The sequence below is a fragment of the Blautia sp. 1033sp1_1033st1_G9_1033SCRN_220408 genome, assembly GCF_040929965.1.
In the GTDB taxonomy this organism is placed as follows: Bacteria; Bacillota; Clostridia; order Lachnospirales; family Lachnospiraceae; genus Blautia_A; species Blautia_A ammoniilytica.
In genome coordinates, this window is sequence record NZ_JBFKZO010000009.1 from 84,721 (window position 1) to 105,248 (window position 20,528).

18 protein-coding genes and 1 tRNA gene are annotated in these 20,528 nt (G+C 43.4%); 13 read left to right on the top strand and 6 right to left on the bottom strand.

What is annotated here, in order from left to right; translation table 11 throughout:
• Positions 1-161: 161 nt before the first annotated feature.
• On the bottom strand, positions 162-1,283 hold the full coding sequence (locus AB5916_RS08760; RefSeq protein ID WP_368190366.1) for an endonuclease/exonuclease/phosphatase family protein: 1,122 nt from the start codon (positions 1,281-1,283) through the stop codon (positions 162-164).
• Positions 1,284-1,621: 338 nt separating this feature from the next.
• Here AB5916_RS08760 and AB5916_RS08765 point away from each other — a divergent pair.
• The 11 genes from AB5916_RS08765 (at position 1,622) to AB5916_RS08815 (ending at position 12,580) form a co-directional block, all read left to right on the top strand.
• Positions 1,622-1,694 (top strand) — tRNA-Thr (locus AB5916_RS08765).
• A 172-nt stretch (positions 1,695-1,866) separates the two neighbouring features.
• Positions 1,867-2,082, top strand: coding sequence for a hypothetical protein (locus AB5916_RS08770; RefSeq protein WP_173726667.1), 216 nt, complete (start codon positions 1,867-1,869; stop codon positions 2,080-2,082).
• 86 nt (positions 2,083-2,168) lie between these two features.
• The gene (locus AB5916_RS08775; protein ID WP_158420249.1) at positions 2,169-3,257 is read left to right on the top strand and encodes an ABC transporter ATP-binding protein; all 1,089 of its coding nucleotides are present in this window, start codon (positions 2,169-2,171) and stop codon (positions 3,255-3,257) included.
• Positions 3,244-4,125: an ABC transporter permease gene (locus AB5916_RS08780; protein WP_173726665.1), complete on the top strand. Its 882-nt coding sequence runs from the start codon at positions 3,244-3,246 to the stop codon at positions 4,123-4,125. The genes AB5916_RS08775 and AB5916_RS08780 overlap by 14 nt, the downstream gene beginning before the upstream one ends.
• On the top strand, positions 4,122-4,907 hold the full coding sequence (locus tag AB5916_RS08785) for an ABC transporter permease (protein WP_368190368.1): 786 nt from the start codon (positions 4,122-4,124) through the stop codon (positions 4,905-4,907). Before AB5916_RS08780 ends, AB5916_RS08785 begins: the two co-directional genes overlap by 4 nt.
• A gap of 66 nt (positions 4,908-4,973) precedes the next feature.
• Positions 4,974-6,017, top strand: coding sequence for a spermidine/putrescine ABC transporter ATP-binding protein (gene potA / locus AB5916_RS08790; protein ID WP_158420251.1), 1,044 nt, complete (start codon positions 4,974-4,976; stop codon positions 6,015-6,017).
• Complete coding sequence (locus AB5916_RS08795; protein ID WP_368190370.1) at positions 6,017-6,835, top strand: ABC transporter permease; 819 nt, start codon at positions 6,017-6,019, stop codon at positions 6,833-6,835. The genes potA and AB5916_RS08795 overlap by 1 nt, the downstream gene beginning before the upstream one ends.
• Positions 6,836-6,845: 10 nt before the next feature.
• Positions 6,846-8,693, top strand: a complete 1,848-nt coding sequence (locus AB5916_RS08800) for an extracellular solute-binding protein (RefSeq protein ID WP_368190372.1) — start codon at positions 6,846-6,848, stop codon at positions 8,691-8,693.
• Between the two features lie 74 nt (positions 8,694-8,767).
• Positions 8,768-9,796: a PotD/PotF family extracellular solute-binding protein gene (locus AB5916_RS08805; protein ID WP_173726660.1), complete on the top strand. Its 1,029-nt coding sequence runs from the start codon at positions 8,768-8,770 to the stop codon at positions 9,794-9,796.
• A 15-nt stretch (positions 9,797-9,811) separates the two neighbouring features.
• Positions 9,812-11,434 carry a phosphoenolpyruvate--protein phosphotransferase gene (gene ptsP / locus AB5916_RS08810; protein WP_368190374.1) on the top strand — a complete coding sequence of 541 codons (1,623 nt, stop codon included), beginning with the start codon at positions 9,812-9,814 and terminating at the stop codon, positions 11,432-11,434.
• Between the two features lie 3 nt (positions 11,435-11,437).
• Positions 11,438-12,580, top strand: coding sequence for a DUF362 domain-containing protein (locus tag AB5916_RS08815; RefSeq protein WP_368190375.1), 1,143 nt, complete (start codon positions 11,438-11,440; stop codon positions 12,578-12,580).
• An 11-nt stretch (positions 12,581-12,591) separates the two neighbouring features.
• On the opposite strand, the gene AB5916_RS08820 is transcribed toward AB5916_RS08815, so the two are convergent.
• On the bottom strand, positions 12,592-13,467 hold the full coding sequence (locus AB5916_RS08820) for a homocysteine S-methyltransferase family protein (protein WP_368190377.1): 876 nt from the start codon (positions 13,465-13,467) through the stop codon (positions 12,592-12,594).
• Positions 13,468-13,675: 208 nt separating this feature from the next.
• Here AB5916_RS08820 and AB5916_RS08825 point away from each other — a divergent pair, with 208 nt between their 5' ends.
• Positions 13,676-15,310, top strand: coding sequence for an LCP family protein (locus tag AB5916_RS08825; RefSeq protein ID WP_368190378.1), 1,635 nt, complete (start codon positions 13,676-13,678; stop codon positions 15,308-15,310).
• Positions 15,311-15,415: 105 nt separating this feature from the next.
• Here AB5916_RS08825 and rfbD read toward each other — a convergent pair whose 3' ends face one another.
• From rfbD to AB5916_RS08845, 4 genes are all read right to left on the bottom strand, one after another.
• Complete coding sequence (rfbD, locus tag AB5916_RS08830) at positions 15,416-16,357, bottom strand: dTDP-4-dehydrorhamnose reductase (protein ID WP_173726656.1); 942 nt, start codon at positions 16,355-16,357, stop codon at positions 15,416-15,418.
• Positions 16,358-16,381: 24 nt separating this feature from the next.
• On the bottom strand, positions 16,382-17,401 hold the full coding sequence (gene rfbB / locus AB5916_RS08835) for a dTDP-glucose 4,6-dehydratase (protein WP_158420260.1): 1,020 nt from the start codon (positions 17,399-17,401) through the stop codon (positions 16,382-16,384).
• A 16-nt stretch (positions 17,402-17,417) separates the two neighbouring features.
• Positions 17,418-18,314 (bottom strand): glucose-1-phosphate thymidylyltransferase RfbA, encoded by an 897-nt coding sequence (rfbA, locus tag AB5916_RS08840; protein WP_173726655.1) that lies wholly within the window; start codon positions 18,312-18,314, stop codon positions 17,418-17,420.
• A gap of 91 nt (positions 18,315-18,405) precedes the next feature.
• Complete coding sequence (locus AB5916_RS08845) at positions 18,406-19,608, bottom strand: methyltransferase domain-containing protein (RefSeq protein ID WP_368190381.1); 1,203 nt, start codon at positions 19,606-19,608, stop codon at positions 18,406-18,408.
• Positions 19,609-19,805: 197 nt separating this feature from the next.
• Between AB5916_RS08845 and AB5916_RS08850 the strand changes: the two genes are divergently transcribed.
• Complete coding sequence (locus AB5916_RS08850; RefSeq protein WP_368190382.1) at positions 19,806-20,522, top strand: hypothetical protein; 717 nt, start codon at positions 19,806-19,808, stop codon at positions 20,520-20,522.
• The last annotated feature ends 6 nt before the right edge of the window (positions 20,523-20,528 follow it).

The window sequence follows — 20,528 nt, forward strand, 5'->3', positions numbered from 1 at the left end:
TTTACGATAGCCGGAAGCTATAATGTGAATATATATTTTTAAATGCATATCCAAAAGGAGCAGGAATCTACAGCAGGGTTTCTTAAATGGGGAAGAAGATTTTTCTGGTTTTCACTTTTGATCCTTATAATAGCGGGGGTGTTGCTGTTAAAACCGGAAAATTAATTCAGTGAAAATTCCATATAAACAGGATCATGGTCAGAATAGGAATAACCTGTATTCAGATCCTCATAAGAGCCCATGGTGATATTATCTGAGAAAATAAACCCATCCAGAGTAACTGTATAGCTGGCATCCGGGTCGTATGGAATGTCCGTGTTTCTGGAAGTGTTCCACAGGTCAGCTTTTTCCTGCTGAGATAAAAGATCCATACCAAAGGTAAAATGCTCCGGCAGTTCTTTTCTTGGGAAAGGGTAGGCCCAGGAATGGTGCTCACTTGTATCGTCCTCTGAGGCTTTCAGGTCATGATTGAAATCCCCGCCGCATAGTACATAATTGCCGGCCTGATATTCTTTTTCCATGTCCTGGCACAGCATCCGGATCTGTCCCTGACGGATCTGGTCGTCGTTTCCATAGGCAGACATGTGCAGGTTGAAGACCACCAGTTCCTTGTCATTGTCTACCGGAACCCTGGAAATGCTGTAGCACCTGTCAAGATCAAAAAATTTTTTAAAGGTTGTAGCAATGGGAAAGCTTCTTCTTAAAGAGGAAGTCACCGGGTATCTGGAAAACAGGGTGATACCGGATCGGCTTTTGCCATGGGGCTGAGTCAGCGGGTAAAAAAGAAAGGGTGAATCATAATTCTGGGCGAACACGGAATAATAATCAGCAAATGTGTCTTTCAGGATATCATATTGGTTTACATGATAGCTTCTTGTAGAATTAAGATCTACTTCCTGGAAGAGGATAAAGTCAGGATTTTGGGATGCGGCAAAATTTCCGGCACCGTTGATGTTTGACTGGACATTTTCTTTGCTTTTAGCCCAGGAGGACTTACCGCCATCCATAAAAAAGCTGAAGTCAGGGGAATAAGCTCCAAAGCCAACATTGTAGGTAAGGGCAGAATAGGTCTGGTCTGTGGTCAGAGATGCTGTCTGTGCCTGTTCTGTTGGGGCTTCAACAGCCAGTTCCTGGTTGTCAGGGATCCTGTGGTAGGCTGCGTAAAGATAGATCACATAAGCCAGAAGAATGACCAGGATCGCAGCCAGGATGCCAAGAGGGATCTTGACCCATTTGGACAGTTTCTTTTTAGAAGCGTGGGGTATTGATGATTTCTTTTTCATAAGGTACCTCGTTGTTTGATTAATTTGGTGGTGAATATTTCATGGTATTGTCAAACAATATGCATGATATTCTGTAATTGGATTATATTGAGAATAAAGAAAAAAGTCAACTGTGTGTGCAAAGCACGGAACAAAGTTTGGAACATTCCGCGTAATCAGGATTTCGGTGCTTTAACATCAAAATTATTTCTGTCCGCTTCCTTATAATAAAAAAACAACTTGACAAACAAGACAAAAGCATTTAAACTAAACAACAGTTTGGGATGAAAGTTATAGTATGCTGGAACACAGCATATATACTGGAATCCCAGTAATTACAAGAGTTCTAAGAACAACATGCTGGAATAGCTCAGTCGGTAGAGCACTTCACTCGTAATGAAGGGGTCGTGAGTTCGAGTCTCATTTCCAGCTTATAGGAAGATCCTGCGTCGATGATGACGATGCAGGATTTTTTTATAAAACATATTCCCAAAAAGATAAAACTGTGATAGTTTTATGAAAATTACGCAGCATGTGCCGGTTAAGAACAAAAGGCACAGGTTACACATGAGCAGTTACGCCGCAATGAAAGGTGATAAAAGAGATGAATCAGTACGCAGCAGGATACGCTTTTTATTATGACGAGAGAACCGCAGCAAAAGCAGCGGCTTTTTTGCGTACCCTGGAATCTGCAATTGATACATGTCTTGGAAGCACTGGCGTACGTGCAGACTGGATGGAGCAGGACGGACCTGCTCTCGCTTGGCATACAATTAAATATAGATGCAGAAAGTATACGGATACCATAGCTGTTTCATAACTGGCAGCAGGTGCCGTATCTTTTTTTGTCTAAAAAGACTTGTCTGCAAAGATGGACAGCTTACTATATGAGAAAGGAAGAGTTACATGTCAGTTTATTCTCTGGAATTAAAAAATATTACCAAAAGCTTCGGCAAGGACGAAGATGTGTTAAGAGGGATCAGCCTTTCCATTGAAAAAGGTGAGTTTATCACACTACTTGGAGCATCTGGATGTGGAAAGACTACCACATTAAGGATCATAGCAGGACTGGAAGCGCCGGATAGCGGAAATGTATATCTGGATGGCAAAGATGTTACAGACCTGGAACCAAACCAGAGAGGTGTAAACACCATTTTCCAGAACTATGCCCTATTTCCTCACATGACTGTAGCAGATAATGTAGGCTATGGACTGAAACTGAAAAAAGTACCAAAGCAGGAAATAAAGAAACGAGTATCAGAAATGCTGGAGCTGGTACAGCTTTCCGGATTTGAAAAACGAAAACCGGATCAGCTTTCCGGCGGGCAGAGACAAAGGGTGGCAATCGCCAGGGCGCTGATCAATAATCCCCAGGTACTGCTTTTGGATGAGCCTTTAGGGGCATTGGATCTGAAGCTTCGTCGGGCTATGCAGACAGAACTGAAGCGTCTTCAGAAAAAGCTGGGTATAACGTTTATCTATATTACCCATGACCAGGAAGAGGCTATTAACATGTCTGACCGGATCGCTGTGATGCGTGAAGGACACTTTGAGCAGATCGGTACACCGGATCAGATCTATAATCATCCCAAAACCAGTTATGTAGCAGATTTTGTAGGAAACGCCAATATCCTAGAAGGGATTTGCCAGGGAATGGAAGGAACACAGGCGGTTCTTCTTACAGGAGAACAGAAACTGCTGGTGGCAGCAGAAGGCATATCCCTGGAAAAAGGCGAAAAGGTTACATTTGCACTTCGCAGCGAAAGTATTCATGTGGATGAAAGCGGCACAGGAAGCCTGACAGCTACTGTGAAAGAAAAGTCTTTTGCTGGCGGTCAGCTGCGTATGCTTTTGGAATTGCCAGATGGCAGTGAGATAACAGCCAGCAGATACGGGATTGATGCAAATGTTAAGATCGGCCAGAAGGTTGGCTGGAGCTTTGAACCTGGAGACGGAGTGATCGTAGACAGGGAGGATCAGGATGAGCAATTATAATACTGAGAAAAAGAAACACAAGGTGAAAAGCCACTCTGTAGGCATGATCCTGCCATTATATATTTTTACCATCCTGTTTGTAGCATGTCCCTTGATCTATATGGTTGCGCTAAGCTTTGCTACACCTGGAGCCGTACATGGGGTAGAATGGATATTTACCCTTGATAATTATAAAAAGATCCTGGAACCGGTATATCTGAATACCTTTGTACAGTCTTTTAAGCTGGCTGTGACAAGTACTCTGATCATTGGACTGGTAGGCTATCCCTTTGGTTATTTTATGGCAAAGCTGCCTGCAGGAAAAAAGAAAAAGGCCATGCTGATCCTGATGCTTCCTTTCTGGGTGAATTCTTTGATCCGTCTGTACGGATGGATCATTATCCTTCAGAAAAAAGGAATTTTGAATTTTGTACTGAAAAAGCTGGGGATCATTGATAAGTCATTAAAGCTGCTGTACAGTTATCCCGCCATTGTAGTAGGTATGGTATACGTGCTTCTTCCTTTTATGATCCTGTCTGTGTATTCCAGTGCAGAAAAGATGGATTGGTCATTGGTAGAGGCAGCCAGAGATCTGGGCGCAGGAAGGATCAAAGCATTCTGGACGATCACCTGGAGGCTTACCCTGCCAGGCCTGTTATCCGGTGTGATCCTTACTTTCGTGCCGTCCATGGGACTGTTCTTTATAGCAGACATTTTGGGTGGAAATAAGATCGTGCTTGTAGGAAGCCTGATCCAGGATCAGATGACAAGAGGGAATAACTGGCCGTTTGCAGCAACACTGGCAGTAGTCATGATGATTCTTACAACTTTGATGATCTGGCTATACCGAAAGCTTACAAATGCAAAGGATTTGGAGGGAGTAGGATGAAAAAGAATTCAAAATTTGCAAATCTTTATCTTGTTATTATATTTTTGCTGATGTATCTGCCTATTGGGGTAGTGATCGTTTTTTCATTTAATGAGGCAAAGCTTCCGGTAAGATTTACCGGATTCTCCCTGAAGTGGTATCAGGAACTGATGGGGGACAGTGCCATGCTTCAGGCGCTTGTGAACAGCTTGATCCTTGGTGCGGCCAGCTGTTTTGTATCTGCAGTGATCGGTACATTTGGGGCTGTGGGGCTGTCCAGACTGCATCTGAAGTCAAAAGGCATTCTGGAATACATTTCCATTTTGCCGCTGATGATCCCTGAGATCATTCTTGGTATGGTCCTGATGGCATTCTTTTACATGCTGAACCTGCCATTTGGCATGCTTACCCTTTTGATCGGCCATACTGTATTTTGCGTGCCTTATATACTAATGGAGGTGAAAGCAAGGCTTGTGGGGATGGATCCGTCCCTTGAAGAGGCTGCCAGGGATCTGGGGGCATCCTCCATGCGTGCATTCTTTGATATTACACTGCCTTTGATCATGCCGGCAGTCGTATCCGGATCTTTGCTTGCATTTGCCATGTCCATGGATGATGTAGTTATCAGTATTTTTATTAATGGTCCTAAGCTGTCTACTTTGCCTATCAAGGTGTATACCCAGATAAAAACAGGGGTTACACCAGAGATAAATGCCCTTTGTACCATTATGCTTGCTTTTACTGTGATCGTGCTGCTTCTGTACAGCCTGATCCGCAGCATACGTAGGAAAAAGAACCGGTAAAAAATTTTTTCAGCAGGAATTCCTGCTATGGAACCAAGTATTTACATTTACTGAGGAGAAAAGAGTATGAACAAACTGATCCAGCTTAAGAATCTTACGAAAAATTTTGATGACCAGCAGGTACTGCGAGGCATCAACCTGGATATTTATGAAAATGAGTTTCTCACCCTTTTAGGACCCAGCGGGTGTGGAAAAACAACCACTTTGCGTATCATAGCAGGGTTTGAGGAACCAAGTGGAGGGGAAGTACTGTTTGACGGAATTGAGATTTCCAAGCTTCCGCCCTACAAAAGGGAGGTAAATACAGTTTTCCAGAAGTATGCCCTGTTTCCCCATCTCAATGTAGCTGAAAATATAGCCTTTGGATTAAACCTGAAAAAGGTGGAAAAATCCGTGATCGATCAGAAAGTAGGCAAAATGCTGAAAATGGTAGGTCTGGAAGGATTTGAAAAAAGGGATGTAACCCTTCTGTCCGGCGGTCAGCAGCAAAGGGTGGCCATTGCCAGGGCACTGGTAAATGAACCTAAGGTGCTGCTTCTGGATGAGCCCTTAGGTGCTCTTGATGCGAAGATCCGCAAGCAGATGCAGATCGAGCTGAAAAAGATCCAGCAGGAAGTAGGGATTACTTTTATCTATGTCACCCATGATCAGGAAGAGGCTCTTTCTATGTCAGATACAGTGGTAGTTATGAATAATGGAGAGATCCAGCAGATCGGCTCTCCTACAGACATTTACAATGAGCCGGAAAACCGTTTCGTTGCAGGCTTTATTGGTGAATCAAACATTATTGAAGGAATTATGATCCGTGATTATCTGGTGGAATTTGATGGATTCCAGTTTGAGTGTGTAGATAAAGGGTTTGAAGACAATGAAGAGATCGAAGTAGTCCTTCGTCCGGAGGATCTGGATATTGTGGAACCACAGGATGCAAAGATCACAGGAGTAGTGAAAAATATTACATTTAAAGGTGTGCATTATGAGATTCTGGTAGAAACTGAGAATAGGATCTACAAGGTGCAGACAACTGATTACGCAGAAGCAGGACGGGAAGTAGGGCTGAAATTCGGTCCTGAGGATATTCATGTCATGTACAGGATGGGGGCATACTGATGAAACAGTTTAAAAGATTGATCATACCGTATTTTATCTGGGCAGTGGTCATTTTGCTGATACCGCTTTTTTTGATTGCCCTGTACGCTGTCACAAAAGAAGGAAATGAAGTCCTTACTGTTACTTTTACCTGGGGAAACTTTGCAAAATTTCTGGAAGCAACATACCTGAATGTGATCCTGAAATCCTTCTGGCTTGGTTTACTAACTACAGTTATTTGCCTGGTGCTGGGATATCCACTGGCTTATATGATTTCAAAATTCCCGGAAAAAGTACAGAGTATGCTGATCCTCCTTGTAACCATTCCTATGTGGATCAATATGCTTCTTCGCACCTATGCATGGATGAATCTGCTTTCCGACAACGGGATCATCAATCATCTGCTTTCTATGATAGGGCTTGGGCCGGTGTCTATGATGTACACAGATTTTTCCGTTATGGTAGGTCTGGTATGTAACTTTATGCCATTTATGATCATTCCTATCCATACATCTCTGACCAAAATGGATAAATCACTGATCGAGGCTGCTTATGATCTGGGCGCCAACAAGATTCAGACTTTCTGGAAAGTAATCTGGAAGCTTTCCCTTCCAGGCGTGGTAAATGGGATCATGATGGTATTTCTTCTGGCTATTTCCTCTTTCGTTATTCCAAAGCTTCTTGGAGGAGGACAGTATATGCTGATCGGTAATCTGATCGAATCCCAGTTTATCTCTGTAGGGGACTGGAATTTCGGAAGTGCGATTTCACTGATTCTTGCTGTGATCATCCTGATATTTATGGGACTGATGAAGCGTATGGATAAACAGGATGAATAGGAGGGGACAGATGAAAAGAAAAAACGGAATATTTTCAAGATTTTACATTGCATTATGCCTGATCTTCTTTTACCTGCCCATTCTTGTCACTATGATTTTTTCCTTTAATTCATCAAAATCACTGACAAAGTTTACTGGCTTTTCTCTTAGGTGGTATGGTGAACTTTTACACAATGGGGAAGTGATAAAGGCGGTATATGTTTCTCTGACCATTGCAATTTTGGCCACTGTGATCTCTACCGTTCTAGGTACGATCACAGCCATTGGGCTTTCAAAGTCAAGGAAAGTGGTAAAAGAACTGCTTTTAAATATTAATAATCTGCCGATTCTGAATCCGGATATTGTAACAGCTATCGGACTGATGCTTTTGTTTTCGTCCCTTGGCTTTCGGAAGGGTTATCTGACCATGCTGCTGGCACACATTGCTTTTTGTACTCCCTACGTGATCACCAGCGTATATCCCAAAGTCAGAAGCCTTGACCCAAATCTGGCCAATGCGGCTATGGATCTGGGGGCAACGCCGGCACAGGCACTTATTAAGGTAATCGTTCCGATGATAAAGGATGGGATTTTTGCAGGTGTGCTTCTTGCATTTACCATGTCCTTTGATGATTTTGTGATTTCGTATTTTGTGTCCGGAAATGGTGTGAAAAATATTTCTATTGTTGTATATAATATGACAAAGAGGATCAATCCTACGATTAATGCCTTGTCTGCCATTGTGATCGCAGTGATTGCAGTGGTACTGATTGGGGGAAGACATATTCCTAAATTGCTGGAAAAGTTTCAGGGAAAGCGCAGCAGGAAGGTTGTACGGCTGGTCACTGTGCTGGTTGCATTGGCTCTTTTTGCCGGATTGGTCCGTATGGGACAGACGGCAGGAGGAACTCATGTACTGAAGGTATATAATGCTGGAGAGTACATGGATCTGGAGCTGCTTCAGGAATTTGAAAAAGAGTATAACTGTACAGTGGTATACGAAACCTTTGAATCCAATGAGATGATGTATACCAAGCTTTCAGGCGGTGAATCTTATGATGTACTGATTCCTTCAGATTATATGATCGAACGTCTGATCAAGGAGGAGTACCTTCAGTATCTTGACTGGGATCTGATCCCAAATGGGAAAAACCTTCTGACAGAAGTCAAGAACAGAAGTTATGATCCGGGAAACCGGTATTCCTGTCCTTATTTCTGGGGAACGGTAGGAATTCTTTATAATAAAAATGTAGTATCCAAGGAAGATTTGCAAGAAGGCTGGGAACTGCTTCGGAATCCGAAATATAAAGGAAACCTGTATATGTATGATTCAGAAAGGGATTCCTTTATGATTGCACTGAAAGCGCTTGGTTATTCCATGAACACAACAGAGGATGCACAGATCCAGGAGGCATTCCAGTGGCTGATCGATCAGAGAAATACCATGGAACCAATCTATGCAGGCGATGATGTGATCGACAATATGATTTCGGGAAATAAAGCTTTGGCTGTGGTATATTCTGGTGATGCTTCGTATATTATCAGTGAAAATCCGGAACTGGATTATTTTACACCGGATCAGGGTACCAACCTGTGGTATGATGCAATGGTGATCACCAAAGACTGTAATGAGGTAGAGCTGGCACATCAGTTTATTAATTTTATGCTGGATGATGAATCTGCTCTTTCCAATACTGAGGAAGTAGGTTATACTTCTTCTGTAAAGAGTGCATATGACGAAATGATCCAGGGTACATATGAAGGGATTTCTTCTTATATTCCGGATATTGATAATCCGGATAATGAGATCTTCCGTTATCAGAAGCCAAAGATCAAACAAAAGTATGCAGAGCTTTGGACAAAGATCAAGGCCGAGTAGGCCGGTACAACATGGTAGTTATCGAAGATAAAAGGCTTCGGTGATTATAAATAAGTAGAAGAGGAGAAACTATTATGAAAAAAAAGATTTTTGCAGCTGTTTTATGTGCAGCATCTGTTGCAGCATCTGTTACTCCTGCTTATGCAGATGATTCCGAGCTTGTGCTTTATACCTGGCAGGGCATGTTTCCACAGGAAGTACTGGATGATTTTGAAAGTGAGACAGGGATTAAGATCACATATTCCAACTTTGATACAGACGAGACCATGCTGGAGAAGGTTTCCATGGCAAAGGGCGGAGACTATGATGTGGTGATCGCAGATGACTATATTCTGGAAAAAGTGATCCAGGAAGGCCTTGCTGAAAAACTTGATAAAGATAAGCTTTCTAATTTTGAAAATATCAATTCTCTGTATCAGGGACAGTTCTACGATCCTACAGATGAGTATACCGTACCTTATGGTGCAGGTATTCCGCTGATCGTCTATGATCCGGACGAAGTGGACATTGACATTGAAGGCTATAATGACCTTTGGGATCCGTCTCTGGAAGACAGTATTGCCTTGACAGCCAACTACAGGGTTATCAATGGTATCACAAACCTTGCACTTGGAAAGAGCATGAATGAAGAGGATGTGGATTCTATTAAAGAAACCGGAAAGAAACTTCTGGAACTGGCTCCCAATGTACGTATGATCCAGGATGATAATACCCAGGATGCACTTCTTAATGGGGAAGCATCCGTAGCATTCCTTTATACTTCACAGGTTACTTCTGTACTTGCAGAAAATCCGGATCTGAAGGTAGTATATCCGAAAGAGGGTCTTGGATTTGGTATTATGGGTATGTTTATTCCAAGTGAAGCACCGGACAAGGATGCAGCTTATCAGTTTGTAAACTATATCCTGCAGCCGGAAGTATCTGCTAAGTGCTTTGACTATATCGGTTACTACTGCACCAATAAAGCAGCAGATGAGTTTGTAGATCCTAACCTGGTAGTACCGGAGGATGTAACAAAGGGCGAGATTATTCAGAATGTAAGCGCAGAGGCTGACGAGCAGTACAATAAGAATTGGACGGAGTTTAAAGCAGCCTGCGATTAAGGGGATCATTTTATTATGGAAATTTATAAAGGCATGTCTACATTTGCAGGGATCGCCATTGGGAAGATCTTTTATTATAACCGGGCAGAGTATCAGCTAAGCCAGTATCTGATCAATAATGTAAAGTATGAATTGACCAGATTTGAACAGGCAAAAGACCAGGTTTTAAAAGACCTGCAACATCAGCTTAAGATGGCAGATCAGGAAGAACAAAAAGAAGATCTTCAGCATCAGATCAGCGTACTTTCCATGGGAAGCTTTGAAAAAGCAGTGGAAAGTATGATAAAAGCGGAAAAAGTCAGTGCAGTTTATGCTGTGATGACTACAAAAGAGGAATTGTCAGCCACCTTCGCCAGTCTGGAAGATCCAGCTGTGAAGGAGCAGATCCGATGTGTCCGTCAAAATGCTGACCATCTGATCACAGTTCTTGGCGGAGTACTTCCCAGGATCGATCTGGGAAAGGAACCGGTGATCCTTGTATCAGACAGCCTTTCCCCAACAGAGATCATGGAAATGGATAAGGGACAGCTGCTTGCGGTTGTGACCCAGCAGGGATCGCAGGTATCCCACGCTGCGATCTTGGCCCGCACCATGGCAGTCCCTTCTCTGGTGGGGATTTCTCCCAAAGAAGAGTGGAATGGATCAAATGCCATTGTCGATGGATATACAGGTACATTGTATATCCAGCCGGACGGAGAATTTTTGAAAGAATATGAGATTCGCAGGATCGCAGATATAGAAGAACGGGAAGACCTTCTGAAACTAAGGCATCAGAAGGACGAAACAGTAGATGGACGTATAGTGCCGATCTATGCCAATATTGGCAATTTAGATGACCTAAACAGTGTGCTTTATTATGAGGCGGCCGGTATTGGTCTTTTACGAAGTGAATTTCAGTATCTGGGAAGAGAGAATTATCCCAGCGAAGAGGAATTATTTGCTGCTTACAAAAGAGTAGCCCAGACGATGGGCAGGAAAAGGGCAGTGATCCGTACAGTAGACCTGGGAGCTGATAAACAGGCGAAATACTTGAAGATCCCCGAGGAAATCAATCCTATCATGGGGAATCGGGGAATTCGTCTCTGCCTTGACAGAAGGGAAATGTTTAAGGTTCAGCTGCGTGCTATTTACCGTGCTTCCGCGTATGGCCGTCTGGCACTGATGTATCCAATGATCGATTCCATGGAGGAGATGGATGCTATAGAGCAGATTCTTGCTGAAGTAAGAGCAGAGTTGGACGAAAAAAGACAGCCATACCAGGAGATTCCAAAGGCTATTATGATCGAGACACCGGCTGCAGTAATGATTAGTGAAGAATTGGCTAAAAGAGTGGATTTCTTAAGCCTTGGCACCAATGATCTGACCCAGTATACCCTTGCCATGGACAGGCAGAATCCTTTACTTCGTAACAAGTATAATGATCATCATCCGGCTGTATTGAAGATGATCCAGATGGTGGTGGATGCAGGACATAAAAATGGACGTAAAGTATACATCTGTGGCGAGATAGCTGCAGATACAAAGCTTACACATACATTTATACAAATGGGAGTAGATGGCCTGTCTGTAGTTCCTGCCTGTATCCTTCCGGTACGCCGGGCAGTGAGAAATACAGATCTTACAGAAGGGAAGGACTGATTTATGGAGCAAAAAAGTAGAGTGATTCTTCTTCCTTGTAAGGAATATGAGGAAGAAGAAATTTATTCTCTTCTTAAAAAAGGGCTTGCACTGCTTGGAGGTGTTGAAAGCCTGATCGGAAAAGAAGAACAAATCCTTTTAAAACCAAATCTTCTGAAAAAAGCAGAAATAGAAAAGGCTGTGATCACTCATCCTATTGTGGTCGGTGCGCTGGCAAGGATCCTGCGGGAAGAAGGTTATAACCGGATCATGCTGGCAGATTCTTGCGGAAATGGAACTACCAGTAAGGTGATACAAGGAACAGGGATGGATGCTTATTTGGAAAAGTATCACATCCCTGCTGTTGATTATAAAGAACCAGTAATGGTTTCCTATCCTCAGGGGATCCAGGCAAAGGAATTTATATTGCCTAAGGAGCTTACAGAGGCGGATTGTGTGATTTCTGTGTCAAAAATGAAAACACATGCACTGGAGCGGATCACAGGGGCAGTAAAAAACAGTTATGGATTTATATATGGAAGACAAAAAGCCATTGGACATACCAGGTATCCCAGTGCGGATAGCTTTGCCAGAATGCTGGTTGATTTGAACAAGATGGTAAAGCCCAGGCTGTATCTGATGGACGGCATTGTTGCCATGGAGGGCAATGGTCCGGGAGCAGGTGATCCTGTGCCTATGAATGTACTGCTTATGTCCACAGATCCTGTGGCCCTTGATAGTATGTTTGCAAGACTTGTCTATCTGGATCCTGCATTGGTTCCGACAAATTATCATGGAGAAAAGATGGGGCTTGGTACATGGAAGGAAGAGGAAATCTTAGTTCTCCTTCCTGAAGGAAAAGAGATTTCCATTTCAGATGCTGTGAAACTGTTTGGCAAACCAGATTTTCATGTGGATCGGAAAAAACTCCGGCAGAACCTGTGGACCAGGATGGCTAAAGCATTGAATCTGTTCCAGAAAAAGCCCTATATTCAGGCGGATTTGTGTGTTAAATGTGGTATCTGTGTGAATAGCTGTCCTGTGCCGGAAAAGGCGGTGGACTTCCGTAAGGGGAAAGACCAGCCGCCTGTTTATGATTATAAAAAATGTATCCGGTGTTTTTGCTGTCAGGAAATGTGTCCTAAAAAGGCAATTAAAGTAAGATAACAGAAGGGGAATCAAAGGCTGCGGATCAGTTGTGCGGTCTGACGGATAAATTCCGGTGTGGTGCCGCAGCAGCCTCCTATCACAGAGGCACCATTTTCTATCAGTACTTTCATATGTCTGGCAAAATCTTCTGCGGTCATATTGTATACAGCATGTCCCTGGTCATCAATGGAAGGCATACCTGCATTGGGCTTGACAACTACAGGTATGGATACGTTTTCGTGTATATTCCGTATCACAGATACCAACTGATCTGGTCCCACAGAGCAGTTCACTCCTACAGCTGATGCACCGGCTGCCTCCAAGGCAAGTGCTGCTTCAACTGCATTGCCGCCGCTGAAAATACTGCCATCTGCTTCTACAGTCATGGTGCAAAGGATAGGAAGATCGCATATACTGGAGACAGCATCTACAGCTGCCAGTGTTTCTTCGATATTGATCATGGTTTCTGCTGCAAAAAGATCCACACCGGCATCTACCAGGTATCCAGCCTGTTCTTTGTACATTTCATAGGCGTTTTCATACGTCATTTCGCCTGCCGGAACCATCATCTTGCCGGAGGTGGTAATATCACCGGCTACATAAGCCCTGCCCTTGGCAATCTCTTTCGAATAGCTGACTAGTGTATGATTGATCTGGCTGGCTTGATCCTGAAGATTGTGCAGGCTAAGACTGCACCGATTGCCGCCAAAGGTAGGAGCGTAGATGATCTGGCTTCCTGCTTCGATATATTCTTTCTGCAGTTTCTGAATCACATCTTTGTGGCTGAGCACCCATTCTTCGGTGCATACGCCTCTTGGCATTCCTGCTGCCATCAGATTGGAGCCTGTGGCGCCGTCAAGAAGCAGGATTTGGTCTGCAAGCTGTAAAAAAGTATCTTTGGTCATGTATAATGCCTCCTATAATGTGAGATTTTCCGCAATTTGGTTAGAATTATAGCATACACGTTGAAAAATATCCATTTTAATCCCATAATTTATAAAAAGAATCTTAAATTTAAGCTGTATAAGGATTCTCCTCTTGATTTTCATGTATCCAGCGTATAAAATATGGGGTGATTTTGAATACATATGTGATGAAAAGGAGAATGCAAGGATGAATTGGAAGAAAAAGTTTGACAGGGTGCCAGGTCTGGTGATCACTGTGCTTTTACTGGTGGTTTCCGTGATCTTTATGGTTATGCTTGCCAGAACAAAGATGATTCCAGATACCTACATGATTGTTGCCGGTGTGATCCTGTTTTTGTTCGTGGTCCTCACTGCAGCCCTTGTATGGCGAATGAGCAATAAGATCCGGTTTACTGTCGGGGCTTTGCTTGGTTTTGTATTTATTGCAATTCTTGCCATTGGCGGTGCTTACGTGAATCAGACAAGGAAAGCCATCACCAGGATTTCCGGAGAAAAGACTGAGATCACCAAGATATCTGTTTATGTAAAGACTGAGGATACAGCAGATTCTGTGGACGCCACCAAGGGGGACACTTATGGTATCCTTCAGGCTCTTGACCGTACCAACACAGACGGAGCTGTTGCCCATCTGAAAAGCCAGTTTGATACAGATGTGAATACAGTAGAGTTCCCAGGGCTTACAGAACTGGCAGATGGTCTTCTGAACGGTCAGGTACAGGCACTGATCCTGAACCAGGCTTATGTGGAAGTCTTGTCCGAGATGGAAGGATATACAGATATCCAGTCAAAGATCAAAGAAGTTGGTACAGTAGATGTGGAGAATGTGATCGCCGAGAAGGATGAAGAGCCGGTGAAGCCGGTAGAGACTGCTGGCGGCGGCAAGATCTATACCATTTATATTAGCGGTATTGATACAAGAGGCGAGATGACTGCTTCCAGCCGAAGTGATGTGAATATCGTGGCCACCATCAATACAGAGACAAAGCAGATCCTGCTTGTGTCCACACCACGAGATTATTTTGTTCCTCTTTCTATTTCCAATGGAGCAAAGGATAAGCTGACCCATGCCGGTATCTATGGTATTGATGTATGTATGGATACATTGGGTATGCTTTACGATGAAGATATTCATTATTATTTCCGCGTGAACTTTGGAGGATTTACAAAGATCATTGATGCACTTGGCGGCATTGATGTGGATTCTGATTATGAATTTGATTCCAGAAACATTCTGGGATGGCATTACAACAAAGGCGTCAATCATCTGGATGGAGAGTCTGCTCTTGTATTTGCAAGAGAGAGATATGCATTTTCTGAAGGTGACAGACAGAGGGGCAAGAACCAGATGGCTGTGATCAAAGCAGTGATCGCAAAGGCAATGTCTCCGGACATCCTGAAGAATTATTCCAGTGTGATCGAAGGCCTGGATGGCTGCTTTGGCACGAATATTACTTATGAGGAGATTGCAGAGATCCTCCAGGATCAGCTGAAGAATGGGGGCACCTGGAATGTGGTTACTTACAGCGTGAATGGTACTGGTGCAAAGGAAAAGCCATACTCCTTAAGTCAGCCTGCTTACGTTATGATCCCGGATGAGACTACAGTAGATAAGGCCAAAGAGCTGATGGCAAAGGTACGTGACGGACAGACCATCACTCAGGATGAGGCTGCTTCTGATACATCTACCCAGGATATGGGAATCCCGGAGGACGGTCCTATCACTCCATCCCCTGTTCCGGGGCAGGAGGGCAGTTCAGATGCACAGGAAGGTACAGCTGCAGATACTGCAGCAGACACTACAACAGCAGATAGTGCTGCATAAATTTGGGTAAAACGAATATGTTAAAAAAGACCTGCAAAAGTATTTTTCGTACTTTGCAGGTCTTTTGCTGTCAGGGATAAACCAACCTGAAATTGTTTTTAATTATCAGAAATCCAGTTCTTTTAAGTATCTAGCAAGTGCATCCTGCCAGGTGGGAAGAGGAGTAAATCCGCATTTGGCCAACTTGCTTTTATCCAGACGGCTGTTAAATGGTCTTGCTGCTTTTGAAGCACCATATTCAGCAGTAGTCACCGGATATACGTGGCAGTGATCAGGAGCATATTCTGGATGTCCAAGGGCTTCCGCCTGACGGAAGATCTCCTTTGTGAAGTCATACCAGCTGATGTAGCCCCCCTCATTGGTAGCATGATAATATCCGTATTTGTCGGTCAAAATCATATCTACCATCAGACGGGCCAGGTCAAAGGTGTAGGTAGGGGTGCCAATCTGGTCATTTACCACACGAAGGGTATCGTGTGTTTTACCAAGACTTAGCATGGTTTTGATAAAATTCTTTCCGTTTTTTCCAAACACCCAGGCAATACGGATAATGAAGAATTTGGAAACAAGACCGGAAACAGCAAGTTCACCGTCCAGTTTGGTCTGTCCGTAAACATTTAATGGCTTGTAATCCTTGCAGTCCGGATCCCAAGGCGACTCTCCTTGTCCGTCAAATACATAGTCGGTAGAAAGGTACATCATTTTAATGTCCAGCTTCTGGCATACCTTTGCAATATTTTCTGTGCCTGTTACGTTTACCAGGCGAACCTTTTCCTGTTTATCCTCATCTTCGGCAGCATCAACAGCTGTCCATGCAGCACAATGGATCACAGCATCCGGTTTGATCTGTGTCAGGATATTTTCTACGGCCCTGGCATCTGTAATGTCCATGGAAACATAAGGCATTTCAGTAACCGGGGAATGATCCTGTATACCGCTGTAGACCGGTGCAATATCAGACCCAACGCCTTCAAAGCCCCGCTTGTGCAGCTCATTCATCACATCATGGCCAAGCTGTCCTGCCACACCTGTTACAAAAAACTTCATAGCGTCCTCCTTACGATCCTTATATCAGCGATTGCCGTACATTTTTTCGTAGTAATTCTGATACTCACCGGAAATAATGGTTTCCCACCATTCCTTATTGTCAAGATACCAGCGGATGGTTTTTTTGATTCCGTCTGCGAATTTTGTTTCCGGAAGCCAGCCAAGCTCATTATGGATCTTGGTAGGATCGATGGCATAACGCATGTCATGCCCCTTACGGTCTGCTACATAAGTAATAAGGCTTTCCGGTTTGCCTAGTTCTTTACAGATGATTTTTACAATATCGATGTTCTTCATCTCGTTATGTCCGCCGATGTTGTAAACTTCGCCTACGCGGCCTTTATGAATGATCAGGTCGATTGCCTTGCAGTGATCTTCTACATACAACCAGTCACGTACATTTTCGCCCTTTCCATAAACCGGAAGAGGCTTGTCATTCAGCGCATTTGCGATCATAAGAGGAATCAGCTTCTCAGGGAAGTGGTATGGACCATAGTTGTTGGAGCAACGGCTGATGGTTACAGGCAGGCCGTAAGTTCTGTGGTAAGCAAGTACCAGAAGGTCAGCGCCTGCTTTGGAAGAACTGTAAGGGCTGCTTGTATGGATGGGAGTTTCCTCAGTAAAGAACAGGTCCGGGCGGTCCAGAGGCAGATCTCCATAAACTTCGTCAGTGGAAACCTGATGGTAACGCTGGATTCCGTATTTGCGGCATGCATCCATCAGAACAGCAGTGCCGATAATATTGGTGTTCAGGAAAACCTCAGGGTTTTCGATAGAACGGTCTACATGGCTTTCTGCTGCAAAGTTTACAACCATATCCGGATGCTCTTCTTCAAAAAGTTTGTATACAGCTTCTCTATCTGTAATGCTTTCTTTTACAAAACGGAAATTTGGATTGTCCATTACAGGTGCAAGAGTGGAAAGATTACCTGCATATGTCAGGCAGTCCAGACAGATGATCCGGTAATCCGGATATTTTTTTAACATGTGAAAAATAAAGTTGCTTCCGATAAATCCGGCACCGCCGGTAACAATGATCTTCATTTTATATATTCTCCTTTCAGTGCAGAACATCCAGATATTTACCATCCAGAACGTCTTTTAAATACTGTCCATACTGATTCTTTTTCAGAACTTCGTATACCTTTAAAACGTCTTCCTTTGTGATCCAGCCATTTAAGTAGGCAATCTCCTCCAGGCAGGCGATCTTTCTGTGCTGATGGCTTTCCATAGTTTTTACAAAGTTGGTTGCCTCCACCAGACTTTCATGTGTACCGGTATCCAGCCAGGTAAAGCCCTGTCCCAGAAGCTCTACATTTAATGTATTATTCTCAAGGTAGATACGGTTCAGATCTGTGATTTCCAGCTCTCCTCTGGCACTTGGCTTCAGGTTTTTGGCATATTCAACCACCCGGTTGTCATAGAAATAAAGGCCTGTTACACAGTAGTTGCTCTTTGGATGCTCTGGCTTTTCCTCGATGGAAACTGCTTTTCCGTCTTTGTCGAACTCTACGATACCGAAACGCTCCGGATCATCTACATAGTAACCGAAAACAGTGGCTCCTTTGCCGGATTCTGCGTTTTCAACAGCTGCTTTTAACCTTTTTTTCAGGCCATGTCCAGCGAAAATATTATCACCAAGAACCATTGCAACGGTATCATTGCCGATAAAGTCGGCACCAATGATAAAGGCCTGTGCAAGTCCGTCCGGGCTTGGCTGTACAGCATAGGTAAGATGTACACCGAACTGATGTCCATCCCCCAGAAGCTCATGGAATCTTGGGGTATCCTGAGGTGTGGAAATGATCAGGATATCACGGATCCCTGCGTTCATCAATACGGACATGGGATAGTAGATCATAGGTTTGTCATAAATCGGTAACAGCTGTTTGGATGTTACCATGGTAAGCGGATAAAGACGGGTACCGGAGCCTCCGGCAAGAATAATTCCCTTCATAGTAATATCTTCTCCTTTGTTTTGTAAATGGTGCGTTATTTATGATAATTTCAGTATAAAAGATAACGTAAGGTCACTTTCAAGGACTTTTTTACAATTTTTTTAAATTTGTTACTTTTTCACAAAGAAAAAGTCCTGCATCTTTAGTAATGTGAAACCCATGCTCTGTTTTTTTCTCCACAAAGGAGCGGAATTCCTTGTAATGATCCAGAATATATTGATTCTGATTGCCGTGGCAGGAAAGGATATAGGAGATCAGAGGCTGGGCATCAGGAACCACAAGGTGATCAGGATAGGATTCCCAGGTTACTGAGGAAAAATACCTGGACAGAATCCCGGCTCCGTTTTCTCTGCCAAATTTCTCATAAAGCTTTTCTGCGGAAAGAACGATCCGGTCATCAAAATCCTGAACAAGCTGACTTACCTCTCGCATATGGCTGCTGCTGTATGTGGAACACAGGAACAAACCGCCAGGCTTTAATACACGGCTTACTTCCTGACATACATCCCCGATTCTGTCACAGTAAAAAAGTACGTGGCCTGCGATCACCAGGTCAAAGCTTTCATCTGGGAAAGGTATCTGATGGCAGTCAAAGGCAGTATAGGAAAAACGGGGATCCACTCCTCCTATGGCTCTTCGGGCATCACGGAGAATACCGCTTGAAGTGTCGGAAAGGGTTACGGAAATATTCCTGGGAAGGCAGGAAAGATTCTCTGTCCATAAAGTACCGTCGCCACATCCAATCTCAAGCACTTTCATACCATCTGTCAGATGACAATGCTGGTAAAACCAGGGGAACCATCCCTGGTGGTTCACAGAATAAAGGCTGTGCAGATTGATTCTGGCAGAAATATTGGAGGCATCCTGGTATTGGTTCTTCAGGCTGTTTTCCATGCCTGTAAGATGAATCAGGTTCAGCATCTGGCTCCAGTTTACTGTGTGCTCCTTTCGGATCATGTCTGCAGTATCCAGTATAGCCTGTTCTACCATTTCCATTTGTTCAATCCGGTCCCGTACAAGCTTTAGCTGCACATCCAGGGAATTAAGCATGAAGTGATAATCTGAATCATCAATGGTCATTTTACGGATATCGTCCAGAGAAAAACCTAAGTATTTTAAAAGAAGGATCTGCTGCAGACGGGCAAAATCCTCATCTGTATAAAAACGTGCTCCTGCAGGGGATACATATGAGGGTTTCAGGATGTCCTGTTTATCGTAATAACGGATGGTGCGAAGGGTAACGTGGGCCATCCTTGCAAATTCACCGGAAGAATAGTAGCCGTTTTTTTTCATGGGAAAAGTGCCTCCTTATATTCAGGGCGTGTCTTAAGGCATTCCCCCACATATGGCTGGCACAGATGGGCTCAGACCTTTTGACGCTGTAATCATATTATAAATGGAATTCTGTGACAGAACAAGAATATGTATGTTTATTTCTGAGAAAGTATGGTATCATATATAAATATTATGAAATGAAAATGAGGGATTTTATGAGAATTGAACTGGAAGATGAAAATAAAAAAAAACAGCAGGAGGAACATACCTGTCAGCAGCTGAGTCAGAAACATGAATCAGATCTTACTAAAAAAGAAAAAAGGCTTCTGGAAAAAGAAAAATTAAAAGTAATGGATTGGAAAGGAAAACTGCAGTATATCTGGATGTATTATAAGGTATGGATTTTTGCGGCAATAGGGATAGTGTTCCTGGCTTTTGGAATACGAAGCTGGATAGAAAATGCCAGGATCAAAACTTCCTTATCCATTGCTGTGGTAGATTCTGCAGGTGCTGATTATGAAACTGTCCAAGAAAACCTGAAAGAATTATTGGGGATTGACCAGGACCCATACCAGAAGGTTGATATTACAGAAACATTGGTATCAAATGAAGATGGTACCCAGTTGGATACATACAGCCAGGTGGCTTTTGTGACAAAGGTTCAGGCGCAGGCTTTCGATGTGGTATTAATGCCGGAAACACTTTGCAGTTCCTTTGAAAAGGAAGGTTATTTTATGGATCTTGATCAGCTGTTAGATCAGGATACCCTTCAGGCAGCAGGACAAAAGGTACAGGGAAATCACATTCTGGTTTTAAATCAAAATCTGAAAGAACAGTTTGGAGTTGAATATGAGCCGGTATGTGTGGCCGTGCTTGTAAATGCCCAGAATACGGAAGCGGCTTCAAAGTGGCTGAAGCAGCTGCTTATGTAGGCCGGA